The organism is Archangium violaceum (assembly GCF_016859125.1).
In the GTDB taxonomy this organism is placed as follows: Bacteria; Myxococcota; Myxococcia; order Myxococcales; family Myxococcaceae; genus Archangium; species Archangium violaceum_A.
Window position 1 is genome coordinate 4466107 of sequence record NZ_CP069338.1, and the last position, 25566, is coordinate 4491672.

Annotated in this window: 21 protein-coding genes; 10 read left to right on the plus strand and 11 right to left on the minus strand. The window is 69.5% G+C overall.

From position 1 onward, the window contains the following. Positions 1-50: 50 nt before the first annotated feature. Positions 51-1835, plus strand: a complete 1785-nt coding sequence (locus tag JQX13_RS19290) for a GYF domain-containing protein (RefSeq protein ID WP_203410427.1) — start codon at positions 51-53, stop codon at positions 1833-1835. Positions 1836-1841: 6 nt separating this feature from the next. Here JQX13_RS19290 and pdxA read toward each other — a convergent pair whose 3' ends face one another. The 5 genes from pdxA to JQX13_RS19315 all read right to left on the minus strand — a co-directional run bounded on the left by pdxA (position 1842) and on the right by JQX13_RS19315 (position 6942). Further along, on the minus strand, positions 1842-2813 hold the full coding sequence (gene pdxA, locus JQX13_RS19295) for a 4-hydroxythreonine-4-phosphate dehydrogenase PdxA (protein WP_203410428.1): 972 nt from the start codon (positions 2811-2813) through the stop codon (positions 1842-1844). 22 nt (positions 2814-2835) lie between these two features. Next, entirely contained in the window at positions 2836-3804 is a 969-nt protein-coding gene (locus JQX13_RS19300) for a foldase protein PrsA (protein WP_203410429.1), read from the minus strand. Between the two features lie 8 nt (positions 3805-3812). Further along, positions 3813-4811 carry a peptidylprolyl isomerase gene (locus JQX13_RS19305; protein ID WP_203410430.1) on the minus strand — a complete coding sequence of 333 codons (999 nt, stop codon included), beginning with the start codon at positions 4809-4811 and terminating at the stop codon, positions 3813-3815. 20 nt (positions 4812-4831) lie between these two features. Next, positions 4832-5863, minus strand: a complete 1032-nt coding sequence (locus JQX13_RS19310) for a peptidylprolyl isomerase (protein WP_203410431.1) — start codon at positions 5861-5863, stop codon at positions 4832-4834. A 62-nt stretch (positions 5864-5925) separates the two neighbouring features. Beyond that, the gene (locus tag JQX13_RS19315) at positions 5926-6942 is read right to left on the minus strand and encodes an alpha/beta hydrolase (RefSeq protein ID WP_203412106.1); all 1017 of its coding nucleotides are present in this window, start codon (positions 6940-6942) and stop codon (positions 5926-5928) included. A 145-nt stretch (positions 6943-7087) separates the two neighbouring features. On the opposite strand from JQX13_RS19315, the gene JQX13_RS19320 reads away from it, so the two are divergent. The 5 genes from JQX13_RS19320 (at position 7088) to JQX13_RS19340 (ending at position 10307) form a co-directional block, all read left to right on the plus strand. Continuing rightward, a complete protein-coding gene (locus tag JQX13_RS19320; RefSeq protein WP_203410432.1) occupies positions 7088-7351 on the plus strand; it encodes a CBS domain-containing protein in 264 nt (87 codons plus the stop codon). An 88-nt stretch (positions 7352-7439) separates the two neighbouring features. Then, entirely contained in the window at positions 7440-7673 is a 234-nt protein-coding gene (locus tag JQX13_RS19325; protein ID WP_203412107.1) for a GIY-YIG nuclease family protein, read from the plus strand. 90 nt (positions 7674-7763) lie between these two features. Further along, entirely contained in the window at positions 7764-9089 is a 1326-nt protein-coding gene (locus JQX13_RS55455; RefSeq protein ID WP_203410433.1) for a sensor histidine kinase, read from the plus strand. 430 nt (positions 9090-9519) lie between these two features. Next, positions 9520-9804, plus strand: coding sequence for a hypothetical protein (locus JQX13_RS19335; RefSeq protein ID WP_203410434.1), 285 nt, complete (start codon positions 9520-9522; stop codon positions 9802-9804). Between the two features lie 62 nt (positions 9805-9866). Then, positions 9867-10307: a hypothetical protein gene (locus tag JQX13_RS19340; protein WP_203410435.1), complete on the plus strand. Its 441-nt coding sequence runs from the start codon at positions 9867-9869 to the stop codon at positions 10305-10307. A 27-nt stretch (positions 10308-10334) separates the two neighbouring features. On the opposite strand, the gene JQX13_RS19345 is transcribed toward JQX13_RS19340, so the two are convergent. Together JQX13_RS19345 and nudC are read right to left on the minus strand one after the other, a co-directional pair. Then, on the minus strand, positions 10335-11027 hold the full coding sequence (locus tag JQX13_RS19345) for a radical SAM protein (protein WP_203410436.1): 693 nt from the start codon (positions 11025-11027) through the stop codon (positions 10335-10337). Positions 11028-11171: 144 nt separating this feature from the next. Next, the gene (gene nudC, locus JQX13_RS19350) at positions 11172-12005 is read right to left on the minus strand and encodes an NAD(+) diphosphatase (RefSeq protein ID WP_203410437.1); all 834 of its coding nucleotides are present in this window, start codon (positions 12003-12005) and stop codon (positions 11172-11174) included. A gap of 63 nt (positions 12006-12068) precedes the next feature. Here nudC and JQX13_RS19355 point away from each other — a divergent pair, with 63 nt between their 5' ends. Then, a complete protein-coding gene (locus tag JQX13_RS19355) occupies positions 12069-12536 on the plus strand; it encodes a cupin domain-containing protein (RefSeq protein ID WP_203410438.1) in 468 nt (155 codons plus the stop codon). Between the two features lie 164 nt (positions 12537-12700). On the opposite strand, the gene JQX13_RS19360 is transcribed toward JQX13_RS19355, so the two are convergent. Next, positions 12701-14542, minus strand: coding sequence for an ABC transporter ATP-binding protein (locus JQX13_RS19360; protein ID WP_239014900.1), 1842 nt, complete (start codon positions 14540-14542; stop codon positions 12701-12703). Continuing rightward, on the minus strand, positions 14539-16326 hold the full coding sequence (locus JQX13_RS19365; RefSeq protein ID WP_203410439.1) for an ABC transporter ATP-binding protein: 1788 nt from the start codon (positions 16324-16326) through the stop codon (positions 14539-14541). Before JQX13_RS19365 ends, JQX13_RS19360 begins: the two co-directional genes overlap by 4 nt. 137 nt (positions 16327-16463) lie before the next feature. Between JQX13_RS19365 and JQX13_RS19370 the strand changes: the two genes are divergently transcribed. Together JQX13_RS19370 and JQX13_RS19375 are read left to right on the plus strand one after the other, a co-directional pair. Next, complete coding sequence (locus JQX13_RS19370; RefSeq protein WP_203410440.1) at positions 16464-17783, plus strand: DUF418 domain-containing protein; 1320 nt, start codon at positions 16464-16466, stop codon at positions 17781-17783. 48 nt (positions 17784-17831) lie between these two features. Then, positions 17832-19490 carry a M14 family zinc carboxypeptidase gene (locus JQX13_RS19375; protein ID WP_203410441.1) on the plus strand — a complete coding sequence of 553 codons (1659 nt, stop codon included), beginning with the start codon at positions 17832-17834 and terminating at the stop codon, positions 19488-19490. Between the two features lie 7 nt (positions 19491-19497). On the opposite strand, the gene JQX13_RS19380 is transcribed toward JQX13_RS19375, so the two are convergent. Further along, on the minus strand, positions 19498-19905 hold the full coding sequence (locus JQX13_RS19380; protein ID WP_343211105.1) for a hypothetical protein: 408 nt from the start codon (positions 19903-19905) through the stop codon (positions 19498-19500). 548 nt (positions 19906-20453) lie between these two features. Between JQX13_RS19380 and JQX13_RS19385 the strand changes: the two genes are divergently transcribed. Beyond that, a complete protein-coding gene (locus JQX13_RS19385; protein WP_203410442.1) occupies positions 20454-22655 on the plus strand; it encodes a serine/threonine protein kinase in 2202 nt (733 codons plus the stop codon). Between the two features lie 15 nt (positions 22656-22670). Here JQX13_RS19385 and JQX13_RS19390 read toward each other — a convergent pair whose 3' ends face one another. Further along, positions 22671-25538: a TonB-dependent receptor domain-containing protein gene (locus JQX13_RS19390; protein ID WP_203410443.1), complete on the minus strand. Its 2868-nt coding sequence runs from the start codon at positions 25536-25538 to the stop codon at positions 22671-22673. Positions 25539-25566 lie beyond the last annotated feature (28 nt).

Genomic DNA, 25566 nt, shown 5'->3' on the forward strand with positions numbered 1-25566 from the left:
AGGCCCGAGCTGACCCAACGTCTGGGCAGCAGGGGCCGGTTGGAGGGCGTGTGGACGGGAACCATTCGAGCAGCGAGGGCGATTCCATTTCTCGTGCGGGCAACGGGGCTCAACCCCCGCGGCTCTCTCAGTCCGAGCCCGAGGCGCCACCCAGCGTCCAGTCCGCCCTGCGTGAAGTGAGGCCGGATGACCTGGATGCCATCTTCGATGGCGCGCTCTTCGGGCCGCCGACCCTGGAGACGGTTCAGGCGGAGGAGGTCTCCGACGGACGGGCCGTCGCGGCTCCCGTGCCCGTGGGCGCCATGGATTGGTACATGGAGCGCAACGGGCAGCCGGCGGGTCCGTTCCGTCTGGAACGCCTGCGCGAGCTGTGGCACCAGGGCGAGTTCGACCCCGACACCCTCTTCTGGTGCGAGGCGTGGACGAACTGGAGGCCGCTGTCCCACGTGCCCGAGCTCGTCGCCGCGATGACCATCTCGGGGCTGCCCACGGTGGCCGCGGACGCGAGCGTCTCCTCGGCTTCGGTGCGCACGAAGGCGCCCGGCTCGGAGAAGAAGGTCGTCTCCGCGTTGCACTCGCTCGTGCAGCAGGAGGAGTCGTGGCTGCGCAAGCAGGAGGAGGTGAAGGAGCAGGCGAAGGAAGAGGCCCGCCAGGCCATGCTGGACGCGCCGAGCGCTCCCGTGCCGGTGGTGGCCCCGGTGGCTCCCGTGGTGCCGGTGGCTCCGCCCATGCAGCCCGTGGTGGCTCCGGTGGCTCCTGTGGCGACGGGGGGGCTGCTGGGGCCGATTCCCGTTCCTCCCCAGATGGGGGGACCGGTCGCGCAGTATCCGGGGATGCCCATGGCGCCTCCCCTCGTTCCCGCCATGATGGCCGCCCCCGTTCCTCCGGAGGCGCTCGCGCCTTCGCGGCGGGGGAGGACGTTCCTGGTCGGGGCGCTCATCGGTTCGGCGACAGCGGGCGTCATCCTGGGGGCGATGCTCCTGTTGCCCCAGGTCCGTCGCGCGCCCGAGCAGGTGCCCGTGGCTTCCGCGCAGCCCCTTGTGTCCTCCGGGCAGGCCGCGTCTCCGAGTGCCCCGGTCGTGGCCCAGACCGCTCCGCCCGCGCCCGCGCCCGTGCCCGCGCCCGCGCCCGTGGTCGCGGCGGCTCCGGCGGTGCAGCCCGCGGCGCCAGCCGTACAGCCCTCGGCTCCGGTGGCGCAGCCTCCGGCGCCTCGGCCCGAGGTCGTCGCGTCGAAGGTCGTCGCCGCTCCAGCTCGGCACGAGAAGCCGAAGTCCGTGGTGGTGGCCGCGTCTGCCTCGGAGGAGCGGGTCGCCGGGTCCGCCCCGCAGCGCCGCCAGCAGCCTCCGCCCGCGCCCGTGGCTCCGGTCACCACGGCGCGGCGCGAGGCGCCGTCCGCCGTGGACCCCACCAACTTCGATGATTCGATCGACAAGGAGTTCGAGAGGGAGCTCGGCTTCGCGAAGGGCGAGCCGAAGCACACGCCGGAGGATCCTCGCTCCAGGCGGAGCGTCTATGTGCCGCCCGAGCCTGGCGGGGACGTGCCCGAGTCCCTCTCCACCTCGGACATCGTGCAGGTGGTGAGCTCGCACAAGGAGGCCATCCTCGCCTGCATCGACACGCACGAGCCCGAGCGGATGTCGGACTCCGGCAAGGACAGGTTCGTGGTGCGTTGGCGGGTGCAGCCGTCGGGCTCCGCCACCGACGTCGCCATGGAGACCGAGGCTCTCAAGGGCACGCCGTTCGCCCGCTGCATCGAGGGGCAGGTGCGCTCGTGGAAGTTCCCGCAGCACCGGGTGCGGAGCCGCGAGCCCATCCGCTTCCCGTTCACGTACTGAGCGGGGTCAGCGCGCGGCCAGCCGGGCGGCCTTGAGCAGCGCTTCCACCATGGGGACGCTGCTCGCCTTGCCCGTGCCGGCCAGGCTGTAGGCCGTGCCGTGGTCCGGCGAGGTCCGAGGCACTGGCAGACCGAGCGTCACGTTCACCGTCCGCTCGAAGTCCAGGGCCTTCGCCGGGATGAGGCCCTGGTCGTGGTACATGGCCAGCACGACGTCGTAGGGGAAGCGCTCCACCTGGGCGAACAGCCCATCCGCCGCGAGCGGCCCGTGCGCGTCCACCCGCAGCCGGCGCGCGCGCTTGATGGCTGGCGTGAGGACCTCCACTTCCTCGCGGCCCAGCAGTCCGCCCTCGCCCGCGTGGGGGTTGAAGCTCAGCACGCCAATCCGGGGTGTCCGGCCCACCACGGGCTTCAGGCTCCGCGACAGGAGTTGGAGCTGGCCCACCAGCCGCTCCACCGTCAGCATCCGTGACACTTCCACCAGCGGCACGTGGTTCGTCGCCAGCGCGACGCGCACCCTCGGGCCGTCCATGAGCATCAGCACCTCGCGGCCGAACGCCTCCGCGAGGACCTCCGTGTGCCCCATGAAGGGAATGCCCGCCCGGGAGATCTGCTCCTTGGACACCGGCGCCGTGCAGAGGGCGTCCACCCTGCCGGCTCGGGCCGCCTCGATGGCCGCCTGGATGAAGGCGTATTGGGCGCGGCCTCCAGCGCGGGCGGGCTTGCCCGGCACGCGGTCCTTCTCCGCCAGCTCCGTCACCACGCAGACCGTGGGCTCCGTGGGCCGGGCCAGCGTCTGGGGCGTGGTGTGGGCGTACTTCTTGAAGAGGGGGAAGCGCGCCAGCGTGGGCCCATCTCCGAAGACGACGGGCAGCAGCGACCGGCGCACCTTGGGCAGGGAGAGGGCCTCCGCCGTGATTTCAGGGCCGATCCCGGAGACGTCTCCCAGTGAGATGCCTACGACGGGTCGCTCGTTCACGCGTCTTCCCTCTCCCTGGACATCAGATCTTCACGTCGACCGAGGCCTTCTGCCGCAGCTCCTGAACGTACTGCTCGACGTACTTCTCCGTCTTCTGCATTTTCAGCCGCTGCTCCAGTTCGTTCTTCACCTGCTCGAAGGGGGCCACGTCCACCGCGCGCCGCTCCTCCACCTTCAGCACGTGCCAGCCGAACTGGGTGCGCACCGGCTCGCTCACCTCGCCCTCCCCGAGCGAGAAGGCGACCTTCTCGAAGGCCGGCACCATCACGCCGCGCCGGAAGAAGCCCAGGTCTCCGCCGTCCGCCGCGCTCGGGCCCTCGCTCTTCTTCTTCGCCAGCTCCGCGAAGTCCACGCCCGGCTTGCGTGCCTCCTCCGCCAGCGCGAGCGCCTTCTTGCGCGCCGCCTCCACCTGCTCCGGCGTCGCCTTCGCGTCCACCTGCACCAGGATGTGGCGCGCGTGCACCTCCGCGTCGCCCGACTCCATCTTGGAGTACTGCGTGTAGGCCGCCTTCAGGTCCTCCTCCGACACCTTCACCTTCGGCGTCACCTTGAGCTGCACCAGCTTCATGCGCGACATCTGGTTGCGCAGGAACTGCTTGTAGGTGGCGATGGTGAAGCCCTCGCCGGACAGCAGTTGCTCGAACTGCGCGTCGTCCGTGACGTTGTTCTGCCGCTTCACGTCCGCCACCGCCGCGTCCACCTCCGAGTCCGTCACGGCCAGGCCCAGCTCGCGGATCTGCTCCTCCATCAGCTTCTCGCCGATGAGCGCGTCCAGGGCGCTCTTGATGAGCCGCGTCCGCTCCTCGGCGCGCTTCTGGGGATCCCTCAACCCACCCAGCCGCGACAGCTCCGGCGCCGCGCGCTTCTCCACCTCGGAGAGCGCGATGACATCACGGTTCACCACCGCCGCCACCCGGTCCACCATCTCCGCGCGAGCCACGGCGCCGCTCAGCAACAGCGCCGCCACCATCGTCCCGATCAGCTTCTTCATAGGCTTCCTCATTCCTTCGGTGCCGGCTGCGTGGCCGGCTTGCCGCGGATGGCCTGCAGCGTGGCTTCGTTCACCCACACCTTCGCCTTCGCCCGCAGCTCCTGCTCATATTTCGTCTGCGCCTCCGAGCGGCGCTGCTCCAGGAGCTTCGCCTCCACCTGGTCGCGCACCTCGGCGAACTCCAGCTTGCGGCCCGCCTTCTTCTCCAGCACCCGGAACAGGTGGTAGCCGTACTCCGTTTCCACCACGTCGGACACCTGGCCCACGCCCATGGAGAAGACCACCTGGTCGAAGGCCGGTGGCATCTGCCCGCGAGGGAAGAAGCCCAGGTCGCCTCCCACCTTGGCGTCCGCGCTGAGCGAATACTTGCGCGCCAGCTCCGCGAACTTCTTGCCGGACTTGAGCTGCGCCTGCACCCGCCGCGCCTCGTCCATCCCCTTCACCACGATTTGAGCGGCGCGCACCTGCTCGGGCTCGGAGAACTCCGCCTCGTGCGCCGAGTAGTAGCCGCGCAGCTCCTCCTCCGTGAGGGCCACGCGCGTGTACACCTGGTTGGCGAAGAGCTTCTCGATGGTGAGCCGCGCCGCCTCGCGCGCCTTCAGCTCCGCCATGGAGAGCTGCCCCTGCGCCAGCACCTCGTTGAAGTTGCCCGCCGGGTAATCACTCGACAGCCGCAGCACGCCCCGGTCCACCTCCTCGGGAGTCACGGTGATGTTGTGCGTCCGGGCCTCCTGCAGCAGCACCATGCGGGAGATGAGCGTGTCCAGCAGGGCCCGCTTGTAGGGCTCCACCTCTTCCGGGGTGTGTTGGGCGGACTCGGTGGCCGAGGAGGCGAGCTCGCGCCCCAGCTCGTTCTCGAAGTCCGCGCGGGAGAGCACCTCGCCATTCACCGTGGCCACCACGTTGGCGTCGGGGTCCTCCTGGTCCTTCTTCGGGCAGCCGGACAGCCCCACGGCGAGTGCCAGGGTGGCGAGCAGCGGTGTGGCACGGACGAAGGCCTGACGCATGAAGGAGCTCCTTTCGACGGTCACGGTTGCTCCGCGGCGGCGGTGGGAAAGGGGGCGGGAATGGTACCGGGCGGAGGGCCGCTCGGGGGCAGCATGGGGCTGCTCATGTCCACGTGCACCCGCGAAAGTGTCGCGGCGTCCACGGTGAAGCCGGCGCGGCGCTCCAGGCTGGAGAGCAGCTCCGCCCAGGCCCGGGTGCGCTTCTCCTGCGAGAGGCGCCCGGTAATCTGCTGGCGCACGTCCTCGAGCTTCAGGTCCAACGCCGACTGGTGTCCGGTGAGCTGCAGCACGTGCAGGCCCGCGTCCGTCTGCACCACGCCGGTGAGCGCGCCCGGACCGCCAGGCACCAGGGCTCGCGCGGCCTCGGCTACCTCGGGCCCGAAGTCCTGGGCGAGCACCTCGAAGGAGCGGTAGCGCAGATCTCCATCCAGCGGCTGCGTGCGGGGCTCCTCGCTGTACGTACGCGCCAGCCGGCCAAAGGCGGCGAAGTCCCTGGGGGGCAGCGCCTTCGCCTCGGCGAGCACCTTCTCCGCCCTGGCGCGCGCCGCCGCCACACGGGCCGTGTCCGCTCGGGGCGCCGCGAGGAAGACATGCGAGAGCCGCACCTGCTCCGGCCGCACGTAGTCCTCCTCGTGGCTCGCGTAATACGCGGCCACCTCCGCGTCGGAGACGGGGGGCTTCGCCTCCTCGAGCTGCGAGCGCATCAGCCGGGACACCAGGGCGCGCTTGGTGCTGGCCAGCACCTCGGGGTCGTTCTGCAGCCCGCGAGCGATCGCCTCCTGCACCAGCAGCTCGAAGCGGGCCAGGCCCTCCACGTATTCGCGCTTCTGCTCCAGCGTCTGGTAGCGCTCGCGCAGCGCGGGGCTCATCTCCTCCAGGCGCTGGCGCAGCTCCTCGGCCGTCACCTTGTCGCCCGTCCAGGAGGCCACCGGCGTGCCCCCGGACTCACGGGCATGACGGAAGTCCACCACGGCGAGGCCCGGCGCGGGGCCTCGCTCGCAGCCCGTGAGGGCCAACAGGGCGAGGGCGAGGAAACGGGAGGAGGAGGACATGGAGTGCGGGCCCGTGGGGTAGCACGCCAGGGGGGAGCGGACAACCAGCCGTCCCCGGGGCGTCAAGCCCGGGTCGCGTGCGCGGACAGGAACGCCTCCACCAGCGGGAAGATTTCGTCCGGTGCCCGACGCCCCAGCACCATGTCGGCATGGCCGTAATCCTCGGCGAAGCCATGCCCCCGCCCGGCCACCACCAGCTTCACCGGGCCACCGAGGTGCTCCTGCGCCCGCGCCACGGCGAGCGGGGGAGCGAGCAGATCCTTGCTTCCCGCCAGCAACATGATGGGCAGCCTCACCCCGGCCAGTGGCTTGCGGTAGCACGTCCCGTCCGCCATGCAGAAGGAGTCCGTCGTAATCCAGTGGGCGAACTGGCGCACCACGCCGCCATAGATGTCGGAGGGCACGTTGGCCAGCGCCTTGCGCACCACGTCCGCTTCCATGTTGGAGTCCAACATCATGTAGCGGCTGAGCGGCCCCGGCGGCGCGCCGAAGAGGGCGATGCCGGTGATGCGCCGGGTGGGAATCACCTTCAAGCGCAGCAGCGGCTCTATCTTCTGGATGAAGAGCTTGACGCCCGGCTGCACCGCGAAGGTGAAGGGACTGCCCATGGCCACCGCGGCGCGCACCGGTGCCTGCGGGTTTCGCGCCAGATGGCCGTAGAGGGTGAGGCCACCCTTGGAATGGCCCACCCAGAGCACTTCCTTCGCCCCCGTGGACAGGACGGTTCGCAGGGCGCTGCGCACGTCATACTCGGCCTGGTCGTCGAAGGAGGCGTCGCCACACGGGCCCGCAAGGCCCCGGCCGCGCAGCTCCATCACCCAGCTCTCGAAGCCCGCCCGGGCCAGGTAGCGCGCCAGGCTGTAGCGCTCGTCGAAGTCCATGTGGAACCGGTTGGCCCCGAGCCCATGGCAGAGGATGACCGGCTCGGCGTACCGGCGCTCGCCCCGGGGGTGGTAGCGCCCCAGCGCGATGGCCGCCCCGTCGTCGGTGGGCACCCGGTACAGCTCGTCCGGCTTGAAGGGCAGGGTGAGCAATCCCTCTCCCTCCCGATTGACCGCCCGGGAGAAGAGATCCGCCATCCGCGTCAGCCTGGGCCCGTTTCGGTTCGTCACGACTGGAATCTAATGCCCTCGAGTACGAGTGCCTTGTTGAAAATCCTACGCACCCACATGTCGGCAGAACGGTTGCAGAGGTACTCCCCCGTTCATTCCGGGAGGCTCGTGGATGCGGCAGAAGCCTACGCTAGCGGAAAAGTTGTCCTCGATTGAAGTCACCCTGGTTCCCAGTGATACCCTCCTGCGTGCCCTGCGAGTGATGGAGCGGTACCGCGTCTGCCTGCTCCCTGTCGTTGGGGAGGCGGGGAGGCTGGTGGGGCTCATCAGCAGGTCCCACGTGCTGTCGGCCTGGGGGGTGGACCCCCTGCTGCCGGTGTCGCTGGTGATGGCGGCATGTGAGAGGCCCCGAGGAGAATGTCTGGTGGCCCCGTGAGGGGCCCGGCATTCCAAGCAGGCATCCGGACGGGCGTGGGCGTGCGCTATGCTGCCGCTCCGCCGTGCCGGACGCCTGGACCGTCTACATGGTGCGCTGCCGGGACGGGACGCTCTACACCGGCGCCACCAACAACCTCGAACGCCGCCTGGCCACCCACAACCGGGGCCGGGGCGCCGCCTATACCCGTGCCCGCCTGCCGGTGACGCTCGTCTGGAGCGAGCCGGCGGCCGACCGGAGCGCCGCCCTGCGCCGCGAGGCGGCCCTCAAGCGTCTCTCACGCCTCGAGAAACTCCGCCTTGTCCAACGGGTGCGCCGCTGACCCGGGCTGGGTTTTGTTTGACCCCATTTTGTGACACTGTTCGGAACGCAACTCTCCATACCCTAGAAATCGGGGGAGACCGGCTCGGACATGACGCAGCAGCACGGGGGCGAGACCCTGGACAGCCAGGAGGCGACAGCACGGAGCGAGGAGCTGGTGCTCCGCAATGAGCAGCGCTTCTTCTTCATGCTGGCCCTGACGTGTCTGCCGTTCTGGGTGGTGGACGCGCTGTCGGTGATGAGGCCGACGTGGGACACGCTGGCGCTGCGCGTGGTGTGGGCGGGGCTGACGCTGGCGCTGGGTAGGTCGCTGTGGCGGTTGGAGCCGCCGCGCCGCCGGCTGGTGCTGACGATTGGCGGGGTGGTGGTGCCCAACCTCTTCCTGCTCCTGGTGGTGCACCGGCTGGGCGGGGTGGGCAACCCGCTCTTCGGCTGGTTCTGCGTGATGCCGGTGGTGAGCCTCTCGGTGTCACGGGGGGAGACGTGGCAGGCGTTGACGAGCACGTTCATGCCGCTCGTCTGCGCGGGCACGTTGCTGTGGCTGGAGGGGGCGCCGCCGGTGCTGGCGGGGTCGTGGCTGCTGCTGGTGGCGGGCTCCGGCGTGGTGGGGTTGCAGATGAGCTCCTTCTACCGGCGGCTGAGAAAGGCGCGGAAGAAGGCGGAGGAGGAGCAGCGCGCGGTGCAGGAGGCGCTGGTGGCGTCACAGGCGCGGGTGCTGGAGGCCGAGCGGTTGGCGCAGGTGGGGCGGCTGGCGGCGGGTGTGGCGCACGAGGTGAAGAACCCACTGGCGTACGTGCAGGCCAACCTGCGCTTCCTGTTGGAGGAGTGGCGGCAGCCGACGACGGGCGCCTCCGACACCGAGTACACCGACGCCCTGCACGAGACGATGCAGGGCGTGGAGCGCATCCATCAAATCGTGAAGGACCTCACGGCGCTGTCGCGCGCGGAGGAGTCGGTGGAGGGCGTGGGGCGGTGCGAGTTGGCGCCCATCATCGACGCGAGCGTGCGCCTGGCGTCGGTGCGGCTCAAGTCGCTGGTGAAGCTGTCGGTGGAGGTGCCGGGGGACCTCTCGGTGCGGGCCGAGTCGAGGCGGTTGGGGCAGGTGTTGCTCAACCTGCTGCTGAACGCGGCGGACGCCATCGAGGACGCGAAGGTGCTGGACGGGCGGGTGGCGGTGCGCGTGGGGGTGGAGGCCGGGCGGGTGAGGCTGATGGTGGAGGACAACGGGCCGGGCATCTCTCCGGAGAACCTGCCGCGGCTCTTCACGTCCTTCTTCACCACGAAGGCGCCGGGGAAGGGGACGGGCCTGGGGCTGGCGTTGTCGAGGCAGTACGTGGAGTCCTTCGGGGGCACGCTGCGCGCGGAGAACCGCCCGGAAGGCGGTGCGCGCTTCATCGTGGAGCTGTCGGCGGCCTAGGCGCCGCGGGTGGGGCTCAGGCGGCCGGACGGGGCTGGGGCGGGGTGGGGGCGGCTGCTGCGATTGCTTCTGCTTCTTGGAGCGCGCCACCACGAAGAAGATGCCCAGGATGAGGAAGGCCCCCGCGCCGACCAGGGTGCCGATGAGTTGGTAGTGCAGCAGGTCCGCGGAGATCTGCCGGATGACCTGGGGCAGATCGCACATCGTCTGGGTCGACTGGAAGCGGGTCGTGTTGTCCCACTCGAGCCACTTCGGCGCCAGCCACGAAGACGTGGCCAGGCCCAGGAAGGCCCCCGCGAGAATGAAGGTCAGCAGCGTCTTCAGTGTGGCCATGTCCGGGCACCTCGGTGAGGAGACGTGGGAGCGTCCTTTAGCACGCAATGTGCGTACTTGGGCCGCGAGGATGCGAGAGCCGTGCTATCTGAGGGCCGTGCCGCTCCTTCCTCTTGCCGCCCTGTTCGGCGTCATCACGCTCGTCTGCGCCGCCTTCCTGCTCGTCCATGCGTTCCGACGCAGCCTGGGGACGGGAATCATGGTGCTGCTGATTCCCTTCTACATGCTCGTCTACGCCTTCAGTCAGTTCGAGCACCCGCGCAAGAACCTCATCCTCGCGGGCTTCTTCGGTGGCACCGTGCTGGCCGCCGTCTTCCTCGGTCTGGGCGCGCACGCGTTGGAGCAGGTCATGCTGCGCCCGCCCCAGCCCCCCGTCTTCTGAGCTCGCCCGCCTTCACCTCGGCGCGCTGTCCCTCCCATCAGCGGGCGGCGGTCGCCACCTGCGTGCGCTGCGGCACCTTCCTGTGCGGCGAGTGCACCGAGCTGCTCGGCGAGGCCGCGTACTGCGCCTCCTGCATGGCCTTCATCGGCGAGCACGGGGCGCCTCCCTTGTTCCTCGAGATGGCGCTCGGCCTGGAGGTCATCGCCCTCGCGTCCATCCCACTCGCGCTGGTCCTGCCGCTCCGAGGGTTGATCCGGGTGGAAGGGGCCGTCTTCGCCTTCTCGCTCCTGCGCGGCATACCGGTACTCAACGGGCTCGCCGCCGGGCTCGGGTTCGGGGCCGCGTTCCGCGAACGGCGCCGCCTGGGGCGTGCGGAGCTTCCCCCCTCCGCGAGCCGGTGGCTCCGCTGGGTCCGAGCGGGGGCCTGGGTCAACCTGGGTTACGTGCTGCTCCAGGCCGCCCTGCTGGCCAAGAGCTTCCTCGACTTCTACAGCGGCCTCTGACGGCCCTGAGGCGACCGCGCCCCGCCGTCACACCCCGCGCTCGTTCGGGTCCCAGGTGTACTTGTGCATCTGGAGCTGGAAGCGCACCGGGAGCCGGTCCTCGATGATCCACTCGGCCAGCGCCTTCGTGGTGAGCTTGCCGAAGACGGTGGAGAAGAGCAGCTCGTAGGGCTTCTCCAGCAGCCGGTGCTCGGCGATGAGCCGCTTGGACCACTCGTAGTCCTCGCGGCTGCCGATGACGAACTTGAGCTCGTCGTTGGCGTTCATCGTGGTGAGGTTCCGGTAGTCGTTCCGGTCGCACTCGCCCGAGGACGGCGTCTTCATGTCCACGATTTTATGGACCGCCGGAGGCACCAGCCGCACGTCGATGGCGCCGCTCGTCTCCAACAACACGATGAGGCCGGCGGCGAGCAGCTCCTCCATGAGCGGATACACCCCGGGCTGCAGCAGGGGCTCGCCACCCGTCACCTCCACGCGGGGCGCGCCGAGCGCCTTCACCTGGGCGACCACGTCCGGAATCTTCATGCGCGTGCCGCCGTGGAAGGCGAACTCGCTGTCACAGTAGGAGCAGCGCAGGTGACAGCCGGTGAGCCGCACGAAGGAGCAGAGGAGCCCTGCGTGCGAGGACTCGCCCTGCACGGACAGGTAGATCTCCTTGACCACCACCGAGTCAGCGGTGGGAACACGACGGGGCTCGATGTGGGGACGCGCGAGGGGCATGGGGGAGTCCGGGGACCCGCTTCAACCCCACCCGGGTGGGTGGATGCAAGCGGAGATGGCCCCTGGGCCTCAACCCCATGATGTCCCCAGGGAATTCCAGGCGCCCGCCCCCCTCCCGGGAGAGCGAGCGCCGGAGCGAGGCCCTCAGCCCCGCGTGGAGCGCGCCTTCACCTGGGCGATGAAACTGTTGATGAGCTGGCGGGCGATGCTCATGGGCGGGGGGAGGTTCGGGAGGTTGTCGGGGGTGAACCAGGCGGCCTCGGCGATCTCCTTGCCATCCACCTGGATATCGCCGCCCGCGTACTCGGCGGTGAAGCCCAACATGAGCGAGCGGCCGAAGGGCCACGGCTGACTGCCGAAGTAGCGGAGGTTCTTCAGCTCCACGCCGACCTCTTCCTTGACCTCGCGTACCACCGTCTCCTCGAGCGACTCGCCGACATCGACGAAGCCGGCCAGGGTGCTGAAGAAGGCGCCAGGGAAGTTGGCGTTGCGCGCGAGCAGCATCGAGTCACCCCGGGTGATGAGCACGATGACCGCGGGGGAGATGCGCGGGTAGAAGGGCGTGTTGCAGACGGAGCAGCGGCGAGCGCGCTCACCGGGGACGAGCACCGTGGGCTGACCATCGCGCCCGCAGAAACGGTGGGTGATGTCCCACTCGGCGGTGGCGAGCGCCCGGCCGGCGATGGCGAAGAGGACTTCGTCCACCCGGTTGTAGAGGCCGCGCGCGGGGACGAGCTTCATTCCGGCGGGGGGCTCGGTGTCCTTGGGAAGGGCGGCGGCGTAGCAGTCCACGCCATCGAGCGTGCCGAGGAAGTGAGCCTCGGTGGCGAGCGCGGGCAGCTCCGCGCCAGTGGGGATGTGCAGGGCGCCGTCGCGTTCGGCGACGAGGAGGTCGAGGCCGCGCGCGGCGAAGAGCAGGGCGGTGTCACGCGAGCGCGTGGGTGCATCATGTCCGGGAAGGAATCGAGGCTGGCTCACGGCGGGCACCTTAGCGGGACCGGGTCCGCCAGGGCAGTGACTCCCGTGCTACGAATGGGAGCCATGTTCCGCACTTCGCTCCTGACGGCCCTGCTCTGTGTCTCCTCCGGCTGTGCCCGGGTCTCCACCGTGCCCGTCCGCTATGTGGTGGGCAGCGCGGATGCTCCCACCTTCCGGGTTTCGCAGGGCAAGGGCACCGCCATCCTGCTCGTCAACGAGGAGACCGGAGCGAGTGCCGCTTCCATGGGAGTGCTGGAGCTCCAGGCAGGAGCCGGAGTGCCCGAGCACCTCCACGAGCGCAGCGTGGAGATGCTCTACGTGGAGGAGGGTGGAGCGGAGATGACCATCGAGGGTCGGATGCTGCCCGTGAAGCAGGGGGATGCCGTCTACATTCCGGCGGGGACCCTCCACTCGGCCCGCATTCCCGAGGGTGCACCGCGCTTCCGCGCCGTACAGGTGTACGTGGGCCCCGGTCCCGAGCAGCGCTTCCGCCAGGGCGAGCCCGTGAAGCCCGCCGCTTCCGCCCCGTAATCCCTTTCAGGGACGCGATGATGTTCCCTCTCCCTTTGGGAGAGGGTCAGGGTGAGGGTATCCGAGCCCGTTCTTCAACCCGTCGCCCTCAGTGCGAACAAGGGATTCAACCCGGGTCCACCCGATACCCTCACCCCATCCCTCTCCCGAAGGGAGAGGGGGAATCACGCCTTCATCGGCCGTGTATCTCCGCTCGCGAGCTTCGCTGGCGCGGTAGCGGGCGGTGGTTCGCGGAACTGCCGGTGATACAGCTCCGCGTACAGTCCATTTCGAGCCATCAACTCTTCGTGTGTGCCGCGCTCCGTGATGCGCCCGGCGTCGATGACGAGGATGAGGTCCGCGTTGCGGATGGTGCTCAGCCGGTGCGCGATGACCACGCTGGTCCGTCCCGCCAGCAGCGTGGAGAGCGCTCGTTGGATGAGCGCCTCCGTCCGCGTGTCGATGTTCGCCGTCGCTTCATCGAGGATGAGTACACGCGGATCCGCGATGACCGCTCGCGCGAACGCGAGCAGCTGCCGTTGCCCCTGGCTCAGCGTGGCGCCTCCCTCGCCCAGCACCGAGTCGTAGCCCTTTGGCTGCGTCGTGATGAACTCGTGCGCATGGACCGCGCGCGCCGCCTGTTCGATCTCCTCCCGGCTCGCGCCCGGCCGGCCATAGGCGATGTTCTCCGCGATGGTTCCGGAGAACAGGAACGGCTCTTGAATCACCATCGCCATCTGCCGCCGCAGGCTCGCCCGCGTCAGCCGCTGGATGTCCTGCCCGTCCAGCCGCACCACCCCCGACGTCGTGTCGTAGAAGCGGGGAATCAGGTTGGCCACGGTCGTCTTCCCCGCGCCCGTGCGGCCCACCAGCGCCACCGTCTGGCCGGGCTGGACCTCGAAGCTCATGTCATGCAGCACCGGGTGCGCGGGGTCGTAGGCGAAGGACACCTTCTCGAACGTGATGCGTCCCTCCGCTCGTCCCAGCTCCACCGCGTCCGGGGCGTCGGCGGGCTCGCGCGTCTCGTCGAGGATGGCGTAGATGCGCTCCGCTCCAGCGAGCGCCGACTGCATCTGCGTGTACACCGAGGCCATGAGCTGCACCGGCCGGAAGAACTGCTGGACGTAGATGAGGAACGCCGCCAGCAGGCCCACGCTCAGCCGCCCCTGGAGCACCAGGTAGCCGCCATAACCAATGACGAGCGCCGTGGCGATCGTGGAGAGCATGTCCATCGCCGGGGAGAACGCGGAGGTGACGCCCACCGCGGCCACGTTGGCGTCCCGGTTGGCGGCGTTCCGGTCACGGAAGCGCTGGATGTTCACGTCCGTGCGGTTGAACGCCTGCGCCTGCCGCACGCCGACGATCTCCTCCTGCAATTCCGCGGTCACATTGCCCGCCGTCTGCCGCGTCTTTCGGTAGGCATTCCGGGCTCGGGCGGCGAAGAACCGGGTGGTGAGGAACATCACCGGAATGAGGGTGAAGCACGCCAGCGCCAGGGGCACGTTGAGCGCCAGCATCGCCACCAGCACGCCCACCAGCCCCAGTATCGAGCCCAGGAGCTGCGTCACCCCCTGGGAGAAGAACTGGCTGAGCGTGTCCACGTCGCTGAGCAGCCGGCTCATCAGATCGCCGATCGGCCGCTTGTCGAAGTACGTGAGCGGTAGCGTCTGGAGCTGCTCGAAGAGCCGGACGCGCATCGAGGAGAGCACCTTCTGGCCGGTCGCGCCCACCCGCTGTGTCTGCGCCCGTCCGGACAGGGCGCCCGCTCCGTAGACGACGAGCAGCAGCACCATGGTGCGCAGCAGGCCCATGGCATTCCCGCCCGAGATGTCGTGGTCGATGGCCCGGCTCACCAGGTACGGTCCGGCGGCCTGTGTCAGCGCGCCCACGAGGATGAAACCCATGGCCACGAGCAGCGTGCCACGGTGGGGCCGCATCTCGGTCAGCAGCCGGCGCGCCACCGCGCCACGGTTGACGGCTCGCTGGACTTCCTGCTCCGCCATCGTATGGATGGATCCGGGTCTCATGCTGCCTCCACCGTCCCGGGTTGCAACTGCGAGCCGAGAATCTCGTTGTAGAGCGGGCTCGAGGCGAGCAGCTGCTCATGGTTCCCCTGCGCCACCACCTTGCCCTCGTCGAGCACGAGGATGAGGTCCGCGTCGCGCACCGTGCTGATCCGCTGGGCGATGACGATGGCGGTGCGGTGCGTGCCCCGCATCAGCCGATCGAGCGCGCCCTGGATGGCCGCCTCCGTCTCCGCATCCACCGCCGAGGTGCTGTCGTCGAGGATGAGCAGACGCGGATCCGTGAGCAGCGCCCGCGCGATGGCCAGACGTTGGCGCTGGCCTCCCGACAGCCCGACCCCCCGCTCGCCCACCACCGTGTCGTAGCCCTGTGGCAGCCCGGCGATGAACTCCGCCGCCTGCGCCGCCTCGGCCGCCGCCTGGATCTGCTCCAGCGTCGCCTCCGGGCGGCCGTAGGCGATGTTCTCGCGCACCGTCCCGGAGAAGAGCAGGGCGTCCTGCAACACCACGCCTATCTGCGAGCGCAGGCTGGAGAGCGTCACCTCGCGCACGTCGCGACCGTCCAGGAGCACCGCGCCACCCGTCACGTCGTAGAAGCGGGGCAGCAGGTTGATGATGGTGCTCTTGCCGGAGCCCGTCGTCCCGAGGATCGCCACGAGCTGTCCCGGCTCGGCCACGAAGCTCACCCCGCGCAGGATTTCACGCTCGCTGCCCGCGTAGCGGAAGCGCACGTCGCGGAACTCGACCCGTCCCTGGAGGGGCGGCAGGACCCGGGCCCCGGGCTTGTCGGCCACCTCCACCTGGGTGTCGAGCAGCTCGAAGACGCGCAGCGCGGACGCTCCGGCCCGGGACATCTGCGCCGCGATGAAACCCAGCGTCATGAGGGGCATGAGCACGAAGCCCAGATAGGAGTTGAACGCGAGCAGCTCGCCGAGGGTCAGCTCCTGGCGGAAGATGAGCATGCCGCCGACGCCCACCACCACGAGCGTGCCGAGGTTGGCGAAGAAACTCACGAACGGGAAGCTGTTGGAGAGCGCGTCAATGATTCGCAGGTTGTTGTCCAGCAGCTCGTCATTGATCTTCTGGTAGCGGGCGGCCTCGCGGGCCTCGCCGGAGAACGCGCGCACCACGCGGATGCCGCGCAGATCCTCCTGGAGGACCGTGTTGAGCCGGCCGAGCGCCCCCTGCACCCTGCCGAACAGCGGGCCCATCCTGCCCACGAAGACCTTGAGCAACCAGAGGATGGGCGCGATGGCCGCCAGTGCCACCACGGCGAGCACGGGGTTGATGCTGAACAGCAGCACCGCGCAGCCCACCAGCATGACGCTCGAGGCCGCGAGCTGGAGCACGCCCGAGCCGACGAAGGTGCGCACCTGCTCCACGTCATTGGTGAGCCGGGTGAGGAGCTGGCCGGTCTGCGCCTGGTCGTAGTAGCTGAAGCTCAGCCGCTGGATGCGCGCGAAGAGCGCGTCACGCAGGTCGAAGGCGACGCCCTGCGACACACGCTCGGCCAGGTAGCCCTGGAGGAAGTTGAAGAGCCCTCGCCCCAGCGCGATGCCCAACAATCCGCCCACCGCCGCGAAGACCGGGGCACTCCTTCCCCGGGCGAGGCCTCCGTCGATGGCCATCCGCACCATCTGGGGCGCGGCGAGGTTGGCGGCCGACACCAGCAGGAGTGACACCAGCGCGCCCGCCGTCTCCAGCTTGTAGCGCTCGAGATATCCGAGCGCCCGCCACACGGCCTTCCCGCCACCCGCCGGCAGCTCCGGTCTTCGTCCTCGTTCCATGTCCGGACACACGTACCCAAGCGAGCCCCGGGCCGCAATGTCCGTGCGGAAGATGAGTGCGGCCTCGTTCACACGAGAAGTGAGGACCCCTGTGTCGGCCGCTTGACGCGCGCGGGGGGGACGCGTCTGCTGTATGCATGGCCAGTATTCCCTCCCCGGTGTCTTCGGCGGACACCGGTGCGCGCCCCGTCGATTCCAGCGAGCGCCTGATCCTCCTCGACGTCCTGCGCGCCTTCGCCCTGTGCGGCGTCTTCGTCTCGAATGCCTACGTGCACCTGAGTGGCCGGGGCTTCCTGCCAAAGGAGGCCGCCGACGCCCTGATGTCGACGCGGGTGGATGTCGTCACCGACTTCCTCTTCACTCGCTTCGTGGCCGAGAAGGCCATGTCCACCTTCTCGTTCCTCTTCGGCCTCGGCTTCGCCATCCAGATGGGCCGGGCCGAGGCGCGGGGGAGCTCCATCGTCCCGGTCTATACCCGGCGGCTGGCGGTGCTCCTGCTCATCGGCCTCTCGCACCTGTTCGCGCTCTGGTACGGCGACGTCCTCAACCTGTACGCGGTGATGGGCTTCGTGCTCCTGCTGTTCCGCGGGCTGCCCGACAGGCGCCTGCTCATCTGGAGCCTCGTGCTCATCCTCGGCGCATCGAGTGTGGTCTCCGCCATCATGATCTACATGCCGCTGCTCGCGGGCTCGCCGGAGGCCGTACAGGCGGCCTCCAAGGCGAAGATGGCAATGCTGACGGAGATCCGGAGCCAGACACTGGCCGCCTTCCAGAGCGGCTCCTATCTCACCACGGTGAAGGCCAATGCCGCCTTCTACTGGAACGTCTTCCTCAAGCCGATGACGGCGGCGCATGCGTTGATCACCCTTGGCCGCTTCCTCCTGGGACTCATGGCGGGGCGGCGCAAGCTCTTCCACGACGTGGATGCGAACCGTCCCGTCTTCCGCCGGCTCCTCGGGTGGGGGCTGGGCCTGGCCGTGCTGGGCAATGGGGTGGGACTGCTCGTCGACTCCTTGCTGAAGGCCGGGACCCTCTCCAAGCCAGCGCCGTGGTGGCGGGTGCTCTCTCCGGCGGTGTGGGAGGTGGGCGTCCTCGGCCTCTCCGCGTGCTACGTGGCCGGCCTCTCTCTCCTCTTCCTGCGCCCCCGGGCGCGGCGGCTCCTCTCCCTCTGGGCCCCCGCTGGCCAGATGGCGCTGACGAACTACCTGTGCCAGACCGTCATCAGCCAGCTCGTCTACTACGGCTACGGCTTCAACCTCATTGGCAAGCTGCGCCCCCTGCCGTGCCTCGCGCTCATGTTCGGGCTCTTCTGGGTCCAGGTCCTGGTGAGCCACCTCTGGTTGGCGCGCTTCCGTTTCGGCCCCGTCGAGTGGGTATGGCGCTCGTTGACCTACGGGAAGCTCCAACCGATGCGCCGGGTTCCGGCCCCCGAGCAGGACGTGGCACCCGCCGCCTGAGCAAATGCTTGACGCTGCGGGGGGCGGGGCGCTCGGATGCGCCCCCATATGACCGAGCTGCTCACCCGCGCCGAAGCCTCGAAGTACAAGGAAACCTCGCGCCACTCCGACGTGCTCGCCTTCGTCGACGAGCTCTGCCGCCGGACGAAGCTCGCCAGACGTGTCGACTTCGGAAAGAGCGGTGAGGGTCAGCCCCTGGTGGCCCTCATCGTGAGCGATCGCGGCTGCTTCACCCCCGAGCTCGCGCGCAAGCAGAAGAAGATCGTCGTGATGGTGGAGGCCAACATCCACGCCGGTGAGGTCGAGGGCAAGGAGTCCGTGCTCGCGCTCGCCCGCGACCTGACCCTCACGAAGCTCGGCCAGAAGCTGCTCGACAAGCTCTGCCTCGTGTTGATTCCGAACTTCAACCCGGACGGCAACGACCGCATCAGCCCGAACAACCGCAAGCTCGACCTCGCGAACCTCGAGGGGCAGGTGAACCCCGAGGGCGGTGTGGGCACGCGCTACACGGGCGAGGGGTGGAACCTCAACCGCGACAGCATGAAGCAGGAGGCTCCCGAGACGCGCTGCCTCGCGAAGCTGTACCAGGAGTGGTGGCCGCACCTCTTCATCGACTGCCACACCACCGATGGCAGCATCCACGCCTTCGACCTCACCTTCGACACGTCGCACTCCAACGAGCCGCTCTTCGCGGAGATGCGCGCCTTCAACCGGGTGATGCTCGAGCGCGTGGCCAAGGCCGTGAAGACGCGCCATGGCTTCGACAGCTTCTGGTACGGCAACTACAAGGAAGAGGGCAATCCCCGCTCGGGCTGGCACACCTATCCCGCGCTCCCGCGCTTCGGGAGCCACTACCGCGGGTTGCTCGGCCGGCTGGACGTGCTGCTCGAGACCTACAGCTACATCGACTTCCCGCGCCGCTGCGCGGTGATGAGGGCCTGGTTGCTCGAGCTGTTCCGCGATGCCGCGAAGAACGCCACCGCCTATCGCGCCATCACCGACATCGAGGCCGAGCACATCCTCGCGCGCGGTGAATCACCCGATATTCAGGCGCTCGTGGGCATCAACTACGGCGTGGCCACGCGCGACGACAAGGGCGCGCTCGTGTTCGAGTACCCCGCCCATGCGAAGCCCGGCGACGTGGCCCACATCCAGGCCTTCGATGAGGCGAGCATCACCGCGCGGCGGTACCCCGGAAAGCGGCGCCGTACCTACCAGACGCCGCATCACCGGACGTTCGTTCCCACGCACGCGGTGAGCACGCCGGAGGCGTATCTCGTGCCGGCGGAGCTCGCCTCGCGTCTGGAGGGGCATGGCATCCGCTTCGAGCGCCTGGATGCGCCGCGGCGCTTCACCGTGGACAGCTACCGGGTGGCGCGGCGCGAGGAGACGTTCAGCCCCGACGTGGCCGCGAACGTCCCGCCACCCGGCCAGGCCGAGGTTCCGCTCAGCCAGAAGCCCAAGCCCGTGCGCTTCGAGACCGTGCTCACGGTGGCCCCCGAGCGCTCCACTCGCGAGTTCCCCGCGGGAACGCTGTACGTCCCCACGGCGCAGCGCACCGGCACGCTCATCGTGTACCTGCTCGAGCCGCACTCCGATGACGGCTTCTGCCGCTGGCAGTTCCTCGACGGTCTCATCACCGTGGGCGAGCTCTACCCCGTCCACCGCGTGGTGGGTGCCGTCAGCGCGCCGAAGAAGGCCGAGTGACGGGGCGCTACTCCCCCGGCTTGTGAGGTGGAAGCTCTTCTGGAAGGGGAATCCGGACGAGCTTCAGCCCCTTCGGCCCGCGGTCGACCACGATGAAGCCCTGGCCACCCGCCCTGACGAGCTGGCCATCCGTGGCCACTCCGCTCGCGAGCCAGGCCTCCGCCTCTTCTCTCGAGGCGAACGTGTGGGCGAGCTTCACTCCCTCGGCGGCGGGAGTCGTAAGCTTCCGGAAGAACTCGCGGAACTCGTCGAGCTTCCGGACGTCGTCGCGCACGAAGAGCAACGCGGCCGCGCAGATCCGGAGGGCTTCCTCCTCGGGCGACCCCTCCGGGTGATTCCTGCTCACGGCTTCCACGGTCCGGAGGACGGTATCCACATCGAAGTTCTTGTTGTATTTCATTGGCAGGCCGGGCAATGACAGACTTCTAGAGGGCGAGCGGGTGCGGTGTTCGCAATGCCATTCGTTGTGTTCGATATGTGGATAGGGTTTGCGCGCGGGCTCGTCTATGACGTAGGTCCGCTCCGGGCCCCCTGGCCGGCCTCGTGTGCCCCCAACCGGCACAAGCCACCGTCGCGGCGCACACCCGCGCGAGCAGCCTCGAAAGCCGTGGGGACTCGCCCGAGTCCGAGGGGTACTTCCTGGCCATTCCCCACACTCCCGTTCAACCAAAAAAACCAAGTAATTTCAGATGGTTGGGGGGGGGGGGGGCTGTACAAAGGTTCAGTGCGGCCTTCCCGGGAGTGGTGCGCTCCTCCCCGCTCCGTCCATCCTCGCTGATCTTACGAGTCAGCGGGGTCCACCCTAGGTGACCCCGAGGCCCGGCGGCAATTTCATCCGTCCGGTTGTCGGCGGGCACCGGACACTTCACGAGTTCCGGTCCTCACCCAGCGCGGGAGGGGTCCCCCAGCTACCGGGCCCGTCCCGGGTTAGGATGGACGCACCTGGCCATGGACTCTCCGCCGATGAACGACACCCCCCAGTTCCCCCGCCTCCTCGGACGCTACGAGCTCGTCCACCTTCTCGGCCAGGGCGGCATGGGCGAGGTCTATCTCGCCAAGATTTCCGGCGCGGCGGGCTTCGAGAAGCCCTGCATCGTCAAGACGATCCTCCCCGCGCTGCTCAAGGACTCGCAGTTCCTCGATCGCTTCCACCATGAGGCCAAGGTACTGGTGCACCTCGTCCACTCGTCCATCGCGCAGGTGTACGACATGGGCGAGGCCGAGGGCACCTACTACATGGCCCTCGAGTACGTGGCCGGCGTGGACCTGGCCTACCTGCTGGAGCAGGCGCGTGCCCAGGGGCAGCTGATTCCCGTGCCGGTGGCGCTCCTGCTCGGCCAGCGCATCGCCGAGGGGCTCGGCTACGCCCACCGCAAGACGGGCCCGGATGGCATGCCGCTGGGCATCGTCCACCGCGACGTCTCGCCCCACAACGTGATGGTCTCGTACGAGGGCGAGGTGAAGGTCATCGACTTCGGCCTCGCCAAGAGCGCCGCGCGCAGCAAGTACACCCTGCCGGCCACCGTCATGGGCAAGCTCGGCTACATGTCGCCGGAGCAGGTCCACGCCGAGGCCGTCAACCACCCCACCGACATCTACTCGTGCGGCGTGGTGGTGTGGGAACTGCTCGCGGGCCGGCCGCTGATCCACCACGGCACCGTGGCCGAGATGATGGCCGCCATGTCCAACCCCACCGTGCCCGCGCTCCACGAGCTGCGGCCGGATGTGGACCCGGCCCTCGACGCTGTGGTGCGCCGCGCGCTGGCCCCCACCCCCGGGGAGCGCTACGCGCGCGCCGACGACTTCGCCCGCGCCCTCAACGAGCAGTTCCTACGTACCTCCTCCTCGTTTGGCGCCGAGGAGGTGGGCAACTTCGTGCGCTCGCTCTGCCCGGAGGCCTTCGCCTCGCAGCGCCAGCTCCTCTCCCGGCTCACCACCTCCAAGGCCGCGGGGCTGCGCCGCACGCCCCAACCCGGTGGCGCCCTCGTTCCCATGGACACCGCCCGCCACACCCCGCTGCCCCCGGGAGTGTCCCACGCGGACCCTGGCTCCGTGTCCGGCTACGACGCCACCCTGATGAGCCCACCCAGCAGCACCGGCACGCCCACGGTCGGCTCCGCGCCCGGCCTCGCGCCGGCCCAGACGCTCCATCTGGACAGGCCTTCCTCCGGGCCGGGACGCAAGGGGTGGACGGTGGCGATCACCCTCGGCGCCCTCGGTCTGATCGGCGCCACGGCGGGAGTGACCTCGGTCCTGATGTCCCGCCGTCCCCCTCCACCGCCCATGGTTGCTCCGGATGGGCGGCCTCCGCTGCACCGGGGTCCTCCTCCGCACCACGGTCCGGGCCCGCATCCGGGGGACCGTCCCCCGCACGAGAGACCTCCGCCACCTCCGGGCATGCAGCCAGGAGAACCCCGCCCGGACTTCGAGTCCCGGCCTCCTCCCGCGCCTGCCGAGCCGGTTGAATCCAAGGCCGCGGTTCCTTCGCGCTCCCCATCGAGGCTCATCCCCGTGGGGAACATGGTGCCGATGAAGCCGCGCGGCTCGTTCTACTCGGTTCCCCGTGGCCGCCTGGCGGGGCTCAGCGAGGGCATGGTCCTCCAGGTGGTGGCGGCGCCGGTGAAGGACGGCAAGGCGAAGCTGCTCGGAGAGGCGACGGTGCTCAAGGCGTATCCGCGGCGCTCCGTGGTGGAACCCGATGCCAGCGTGCGCAAGGCCGGGAGCCTCGAGCGTTTCCTGGTGCTGCCCTCACAGCCCGCCCCAATCGCCCAGCCCGCCCCAATCGCCCAGCCCGCCCCAATCGCCCAGCCCGCGCCCGCTGCCGAGAGCTCCACGCCCTCCTCCGCGCCGGCTTCCGCTTCCGCGACCGCCGAGACTCCCGCCGCGCCGCGGGAGTTGAGCGGGCGCATCAGCATCAAGAGCGTCGGCCCCTTCCTGAAGAAGATCGAGCTCACCAACACGGACACCATCATCTGGAGCGGCTGCATCCTCGTCGCCCAGGGGCGGGACGTGTACAAGCTGGGCGGTATGGCCCCCGGCGGTGTGCGAGAGATTGCCATGAGCGACTTCGAGAAGGGCGACCGGGAGGTGCCCTTCGTGGGGACGAATCGGATCGGCCTCTTCTGCACCGAGGGACAGAAGGAGTTCCCCACGAACCATCTGTGAGCACAGGGGTGAGCCTCAGAATGCGCCGGTGAGCTGCAGCGAGAAGGTGCGCCCGTACTGGGGCACGGGCGCGGCGGCGCGATCGCTCCCGAATGACAGGGAGTAGTGGGAGTCGAGCAGGTTCTGCACACCGGCGAAGTAGCGCAGGTGCTGGAACTCGCCAGAGAGGCCCACGTTGATGAGCAGCGCTTCACCGTCGGCGGCGCCTTTCTTCGAGCCGCCGCGGGCGCTCTGGTAGGTGGCCTGGGTGGACAGGCGCACGTCGGTGTTGCCCAGGGGCAGCAGCAGCCGTCCGGAGGCCAGGTGCGCGGGGACGGCGGCGGCCACATCCTCCGACGCATTCAGGAGGGTGACGAAGGAGTAGCTCAGGTCCACCATCATGAAGCGCCCCGGCTGCCAGCGCAGGCCGGCCTCGGCGCCCCACGCGAGCGTCTGGCCGGGCCGGTTGGCGAAGACGATGCACTCCTCGGTGCCCGCCGGAGTGCCACACCGGGGCTGTCCGCTCTCCGTCTCCAGGACGATCAGATTCGCGATGCGGTTGTGATAGCCGGCGACCGTGACGCGCAGATCATCCGTCAGGTCGTGCGAGTGCTCCAGCTCCAGGGTGCCGATGGCTTCCGGCTCCAGGGTGCTGGGCGCCACCTGGGTGACGCCGCCGTCGTTGTAGTCGAGCTCGTATGCGTTGGGCGCGCGGAAGGCGGAGCCGGCCACCAGCTTCGTGAGGCCCCCGTCATAGGGGCGAGCGATGACGGCCAGCCGCGGGGTGATGGGCGTGGTGTTCAGGTCGAAGTACTTGTCCAGGCGCAGGCCCGCCGAGAGGCTCAGCCTCGGGTGTGGACGCCACTCGTCCAGCAGATAGGCGGAGAGCAACACCCGGCGCTTGCTGGCCATGGGCGTCATCCCCTCGGGGCCGAAGCTCTCCTGCTCCACGCGCAGCTGGCCCTGTCCCTCCAGGCCGACGGTGAGGCGGTGGGTGTTGGAGAGGGTGAGGAGGACGCGGGCCTCGGCGGAGATCCAGTCGGCGAGGCCGGAGTCCGTATCGCGCCGCAGGCCGCCGCTCGGCTGCACGTACATCCAATAGCCGCGGTAGCGGCTGGCGTCATAGGAGCCGCGCAGCGACAGGCGCATCCGCTCGTCCAGGATCTTCTCGTAGCGAGCCTCGACGAAGCCACGGAAGTCGTGGATGTGGGTACCCTCCACGCCCAACACGGTGCCGAAGGAGCCGGTGGGAACCTGCTTCTCCCGTGCGTGCACCTGGGCCTGGAGCGAGAGGCCGCCGGAGCGGGCCCGCAGCGAGGATGTGATGGCGCGCTCCCCGTCCAGGCCCTCCACCACCGGCAGTCCGTCTCCCAGCCGGGTCGTCTCCGCGCCCTCCATGTTCAACGCCGCCAGGGACAACAGCACCGAGTCGCGCACGTTGTCCCACGCCGCCGTCCCATGCAGCCGCGTGGTGCCCAGGGCCTCCACCGAGCCGGTGACCTCCACCCTGCGCTCCAGGCCCAGCGACTCGCGCGGCACCACGTTGATGACGGCGAAGAAGGCGCCGGTTCCGTAGAGGGCGCTGCCCGGGCCGCGCACCACTTCGATACGGTCCACCTCCTCCAGGTCCACCGACAGGTCGCGCGCCGCGTAGCCCTGACCGGCCCACACGTCATTCATGGGGTGGCCGTCCCAGAGGATGAGGACGCGGGTGTTGAGGTCACCCGGAGGCGCGAAGCCGCGCACGCCCAGGTACGTGTACGAGCGGTCGTTGGAGATGAAGAAGCCGCGCACGGCGGCCAGGGCCTCGGCCAGCGTGGTGTAGCCGAAGGCGCGCAGCTCCTCCCGGGAGATGACGGTGGTGGAGGCGGGGGCCTCGTCCACGGAGAGCGGGTTCTTCGAGGCGGCGCGCACCGGCGGGGGCTCGTAGCGCAACTCCGCGTGGAACTTCGTGTCCTGGTTGGCCACCACGGTGACCAGCTGGCGCACGGGGTACACGTCCCGGCTCTCCACCTCCAGGTTGTGCTCGCCCTCGGGGAGGGTGAGGACCATGGGGGTGAAGCCGGAGGGATGGCCGTCCACGCGCACCGCGGCGTTGTTCCGGTTGGCGGTGACGATGATGCGTCCGGTGGGGCGCTCCAGCTCGCGGAGCGCCACCTGGAGCGTGACGCTGGCGTCCGCGGGCACGTCCACCAGCAGCTGCGCCGGGTTGTAGCCGGGCGCGCGGACGTGGAGCACGTGGGGGCCGGGGGTGAAGCGCAGCCGGCCGGGCACCGTTCCCAGCACGGGGCCATCCGGCATCGCGCGCACCTCCGCGCCATAGGGCGTGCCGGCGAGCTCCACCTCGCCGGTGATGGGCTCCAGCTTGAACGCATGCTCCACGGACTGGCCCCGCTGCAGGTGGATGGACTGCTCCGTGGAGCGGTAGCCCTCCTTGCGCACCATCACCTTGTGGGGCCCGGGTGGTAGCGCGAGCGTCCGGGGCGAGAGCCCGCGCACCCCGAGATCCTCTCGGTCCACGAGCACCTCGGCGCCCTCGGGCTCGGTGATGACGCGCACCAGGGCCACCTTGGGGCGCAGCCGCTCCAGGGCCTGGTGCACCTTCGCCTTGTCCACGGCGGGGATGTGCTCCTGCGCGAGGTCGTTGTAGTAGCGGTACGCCTCGTTGTAGCGGCTGAGCGCCTCGTAGCAGCGGGCGATGTTGAAGAGGACGTTGCGGTTGGGAACCAGCCGGTAGCTGGCGAAGTAGGAGCGCAGGGCCTCGATGTAATGCCCCCGGTCGTAGGCCTCGTTGCCCACCTCGAAGGCCACGTCCGCTTCATCCGCCGTGTTGTTGGCCAGGGCGGCCGCCATGGGCACGAGCAGCAGCGACAGGATGAGGGAGCCGAGACGGAGCGCGCGCATGGGCCCGCCCATTCTTCCATGTGGGCGT